Genomic DNA, 4,802 nt, shown 5'->3' with positions numbered 1-4,802 from the left:
AACGCGCCCGCGCGCTGGGCCTGCCGGCTGGCGTCGACTGGGTCCGGAACTGCCTGGCCGGCAGCAGCGCTCCAGTCGTCGCCGCCAGCGACTACGTGCGCGCCGTGACGGAACAGATTCGCGCCTGGGTGCCCGCCCCCTACCGCACACTGGGCACCGACGGCTTCGGCCGCAGCGACACGCGCGCCCAGCTGCGCGACTTCTTCGAGGTCAGCGCGGACTGGATCGTGCTGCATGCGCTGGACAGCCTGGACCGCCAGGAGGATGCCAAGGCGTTGCGCGCCCGCTTGAATGCGGGCGCACGCCAGACGCCGCCTTGGGAGCTATAGGATTGCAATCCGCAATGCAGCGAGGTTTTGCGCAAAATCGTCCATTCGCTGCAGCGCAACAACCAAGCACCCGCGCTTTCTGTTGAAATACGGGTGTTCCCAAGCATTTCCCAGAAAATACGGCGGGCCGCGAGCCCGCTTTTTGCAATCCGATTTCCTTTCCATTTAGCGCCCGCAAGGCCTGTATCCCATGGACGAAACCCTCACCAAAATGGCGTTGGACTACCACGCCTATCCCACCCCCGGCAAAATCTCGGTCACCCCGACCAAGACCCTGGCCAACCAGGACGACCTGTCCCTGGCCTACTCCCCCGGCGTGGCAGCCGCCTGCATGGCCATCTTCGACCAGGGCGAGGACGCCGCCTCGAAGTACACCTCGCGCGGCAACCTGGTGGGCGTGATCACCAACGGCACCGCCGTGCTGGGTCTGGGCAATATCGGCCCGCTGGCCGCCAAGCCCGTGATGGAAGGCAAGGGCTGCCTGTTCAAGAAGTTTGCCGGCATCGACGTCTTCGACATCGAACTGGCCGAGAACGACCCGGACAAGCTGGTCGACATCATCGCGGCGCTGGAGCCCACGCTGGGCGGCGTCAACCTCGAGGACATCAAGGCGCCCGAGTGCTTCTACATCGAGAAGAAGCTGCGCGAGCGCATGAAGATCCCCGTCTTCCACGACGACCAGCACGGCACCGCCATCATTTCGTCGGCCGCCATCCTGAACGGCCTGAAGGTCGTGGGCAAGGACATCGGCCAGGTCAAGCTGGCCTGCTCGGGCGCCGGCGCCGCCGCCATCGCCTGCCTGGATCTGCTGGTCCACCTGGGCGTCAAGCGCGAGCACATCTACGTGGTGGACTCGCGCGGCGTGATCTGGGACGGCCGCGATGAAAACATGGAGGTCAACAAGAAACGCTACGCGCAGAAGACCGACGCGCGCACGCTGGCCGACGTGGTCAACGGCGCCGACGTGTTCCTGGGCTGCTCGACCGCCGGCGTGCTGACCGCCGACATGGTCAAGACCATGGCCGCCAGCCCGCTGATCCTGGCGCTGGCCAATCCGGAACCGGAAATCCGTCCCGAAGTGGCCAAGGCCGCTCGCCCGGACTGCATCATCGCCACCGGCCGTTCGGACTACCCGAACCAGGTCAACAACGTACTGTGCTTCCCCTTCATCTTCCGCGGCGCCATGGACGCCGGCGCCTCGCGCATCACGGAAGAAATGAAGCTGGCTTGCGTGAAGGCCATTGCCGAACTGGCGCAGGCCGAACAGAACGACGAAGTGGCCCGCGCCTACGCCGGCCAGGAACTGTCGTTCGGCCCGGACTACATCATTCCCAAGCCCTTCGACCCGCGCCTGATCGTCCAGATCGCGCCGGCCGTGGCCCAGGCCGCCGCCGACTCCGGCGTGGCCGCCCGTCCCATTGAAGACATCGAAGCCTACCGCCAGAAGCTGATGGGCTTCGTGTACCACTCGGGCCAGCTGATGCGCCCGCTGTTCGCCCAGGCCAAGAAGGCGCCCAAGCGCGTCATCTACGCCGACGGCGAAGACGAGCGCGTGCTGCGCGCGGTGCAGACCGTGGCCGATGAGAAGCTGGCGTTCCCGATCCTGATCGGCCGCCCGTCCGTCATCGAGATGCGCATCAAGAAGTTCGGCCTGCGCCTCGCGGCCGGCCAGGACTTCGAGATCGTGGATCCGGAAGACGACAGCCGCTTCAACGAAACCTGGGCCGCGTACTACCAGCTGAAGGGCCGCGAAGGCGTGACGCCGGCCATCGCCAAGGCGATGATCCGCAAGCACAACACGCTGATCGGCGCGATGCTGTTGCGCCGCGGCGATGCCGACGCGCTGCTCTGCGGCGTGGCCAGCAAGTACGACAACCAGCTCAAGTACATCGACGAAATCATCGGCAAGAAGGAAGGCCAGACCTACGCCGCCCTGAACGTGCTGATGCTGCCCGACCAGACGCTGTTCGTGACCGACACTCACGTCAACGAGAATCCGACGGCCGAGGAAGTCGCCAGCATCACCATCCAGGCCGCGGACGAAATGCTGCGCTTTGGCGTGGTGCCGAAGATCGCCCTGCTGTCGCACTCCAACTTCGGCAGCCGCGTGACCGAATCCTCGCGCAAGATGGCCGCCGCGCGCCAGATGGTGCAGGACCGCGCTCCCGACCTGGAAGTCGACGGCGAAATGCACGCCGACGCCGCCCTGTCGGAAAAGATCCGCGTCCTGGCCTACCCGGACAGCACGCTCAAGGGCCGCGCCAATCTGCTCGTCATGCCCACGCTGGATACTGGCAACATCACGTACAACATGCTGAAGATGACCGGCAGTAATGGCGTCGCGATGGGTCCGATCCTGCTGGGCGCGGCTCGCCCCGTGCACATCCTGACCACCAGCGCCACCGTGCGCCGCATCGTCAACATGACGGCGCTGGCCGTGGTGGACGCGCAGCAGGAAGCCGCCGAGGCCGCCAAGAAGCGTCGTTGATGATCGACCGCCGCTAAGGCGAAGAGCGCCCTTCGGGGCGCTCTTTTTCATTGTGGACGCGCACGCCGCCGCGATAGCCCCCCAGCCCGCGCGGATGGTAAAAACCAAGTTCGACCTTGCTTTCTGGAGTCAACATGCTGTCCGACGCTTTGTATGCCTGGTTTCACTACCTGGCCATTTTCCTGCTCGTGGTGGTCCTGACGGCCGAAGCCGTGCTGCTGCGGCCCGATCTCACCGCCAACGGCCTCAAGCGCCTGGTCATCTATGACCGCCTCTATGCGCTCAGCGCCGTGGTGGTACTCATCACCGGCGTGCTGCGCTTGACGCTGGGCGCCAAAGGCGCCGCGTTCTACATGAGCAACCCGTGGTTCCATGCCAAGATCACGCTCTTCGTCATCATCGGCCTCTGTTCGATCCCGCCCACGATGGCCTTCCTGCGCTGGGCCAAGCAGTCCCGCCAGCAGCCGGGCTTCGTGCCTCCCGCGGCCGACATCAAGCGCGCCCGCCGCTGGGTCATGATCGAATCGCACCTGTTCATCTTCCTGCCGCTGTTCGCCGTGCTGATGGCGCGCGGCATCGGCGCATAAGACTGAATCCGCGGGACCGCGCGTCGCTCACGGGCAGGACGCGCGGCTCACCTCGGGTTCCTCGTCGCCCACGATGATGGTGGCGAAGTGAAACACGCCCACCGTATCGTTCTTGACCACGCCGACGACCTCGCCGGCCAGCGTCTGCATCACCGACATACCCTCGGGTACGTCGGCTTCGCCATCGCGCCGGGCGGCCTGGCCGTCCCAGGGGCTCAGCGCCAGCACGCCAGGATACGGCTCGCGTTCATCGCCGCGGCCGCGCCGCACCGTCTTGACCTGGGTGCCGGCGGCATAACTCACGCCGCCGAACCGCGTCGGGCAGGCCAATTCCGCATCGCTGACGCGCAACAGGCGCCGTGCCTCGTCCAGGTATAACCTGGGCTCGCTCAACGGCAGCCCGAAGATCCTGACCGCCACCGGGTTCTTGACCTCGATGCGCCAGCGATCCGGATCGCTCGACCCATCGGTGTAGACGGTGCCGGTCGAGCCGTAGACGATGGAGCCGGGCGCAAGGTCCAGGGTCTCGACCCGATTGCCCGGACCCAGCACGCACTTGTCGAATGCCTTCATGGCGCCATCGCTAGCGACCTCGAATTCGATGTCCTGCGTGGCGTCGCACTGCCACCCCAACACCGCCTGGCTACCCGCGCCGCGCAGGATCACGTTGCGCGGGTAGCGGCCCCGCAAGGCGTAGGTTTCGCTGTCGTAATCCGTGTTGAGATAGCGCCGGGCGCTGGACGCCAGCACCCCGTACATGGCCACAGGCTGCGGAAACTCCGCTTCGAGATAGGTTTCCAGCTGGCCTTCGTCCTGCAATTTCAAACGCGTCCCGGCGGGCATGGCGACGCCTCCCACCGTGGCGGTTTCCTGCAACGTGACATTGCGGGCAGCCTCGGCCCGGGCGCCCTCCCGCTCGATCTGCCAGATCACCGTCTGAACCCAGGCATAGAAGGCGAACGGCACGGCCAGCACGACCAGCACCAGCGCGGAGGTCTTCCAATATTTGCGCACCTTGCGGCGCGCCCCCGCGCTGACGGCCAGGACCAGCGCCCAACCGAGCAGCGCGAGGCCCGCAAGAAAACCCAGGGAAACGAATAGGTAGAAGCCAGCGGAAGGCAGTGCTATCGGAATCATGGCCAGGATGATAAACGCCAAATCGTCCCGCCGCTGCCGCCCGGCGAGCAGACAACAAAAAACCGCCCGAAGGCGGTTTCTTGTTCAGGCCAGACAGCGTATCAACGCTTGTCCATCGGCGGCACGTCGCGCGTGACCGAACCGGTGAACAGCTGGCGCGGACGGCCGATCTTGTAATCGGGATCCGACAGCATTTCGTTCCACTGGGCGATCCAGCCCACCGTGCGGGCCAGCGCGAAGATGGCCGTGAACAGCGAGGTC

5 protein-coding genes are annotated in these 4,802 nt (G+C 65.6%); 3 read left to right on the top strand and 2 right to left on the bottom strand.

The annotated features are described in order from the left end of the window. The 3 genes from VIR09_RS23940 to VIR09_RS23930 all read left to right on the top strand — a co-directional run. A partial coding sequence (locus VIR09_RS23940) for a transketolase-like TK C-terminal-containing protein (RefSeq protein ID WP_414639461.1) occupies window positions 1-329 on the top strand: 329 nt, incomplete at its 5' end. 190 nt (window positions 330-519) lie between these two features. Then, entirely contained in the window at window positions 520-2,817 is a 2,298-nt protein-coding gene (locus VIR09_RS23935) for an NADP-dependent malic enzyme (RefSeq protein WP_332015108.1), read from the top strand. A gap of 134 nt (window positions 2,818-2,951) precedes the next feature. Then, entirely contained in the window at window positions 2,952-3,404 is a 453-nt protein-coding gene (locus tag VIR09_RS23930; RefSeq protein ID WP_332015107.1) for a DUF2214 family protein, read from the top strand. A 27-nt stretch (window positions 3,405-3,431) separates the two neighbouring features. On the opposite strand, the gene VIR09_RS23925 is transcribed toward VIR09_RS23930, so the two are convergent. After that, window positions 3,432-4,562: a hypothetical protein gene (locus tag VIR09_RS23925; RefSeq protein WP_332015106.1), complete on the bottom strand. Its 1,131-nt coding sequence runs from the start codon at window positions 4,560-4,562 to the stop codon at window positions 3,432-3,434. A gap of 80 nt (window positions 4,563-4,642) precedes the next feature. After that, on the bottom strand, window positions 4,643-4,802 hold a 160-nt coding region (locus tag VIR09_RS23920; RefSeq protein WP_332015109.1), incomplete at its 5' end, for a citrate/2-methylcitrate synthase.

This window comes from Achromobacter sp. (genome assembly GCF_036567245.1).
Taxonomy (GTDB): Bacteria; Pseudomonadota; Gammaproteobacteria; order Burkholderiales; family Burkholderiaceae_B; genus Achromobacter.
This window is presented reverse-complemented; position numbering and strand designations above follow the sequence as displayed.

Coding starts and splice junctions, on each gene's coding strand:
- VIR09_RS23930 (WP_332015107.1), top strand. CDS start 2,952: ATGCTGTCCGACGCTTTGTATGCCTGGTTTCACTACCTGGCCATTTTC.
- VIR09_RS23935 (WP_332015108.1), top strand. CDS start 520: ATGGACGAAACCCTCACCAAAATGGCGTTGGACTACCACGCCTATCCC.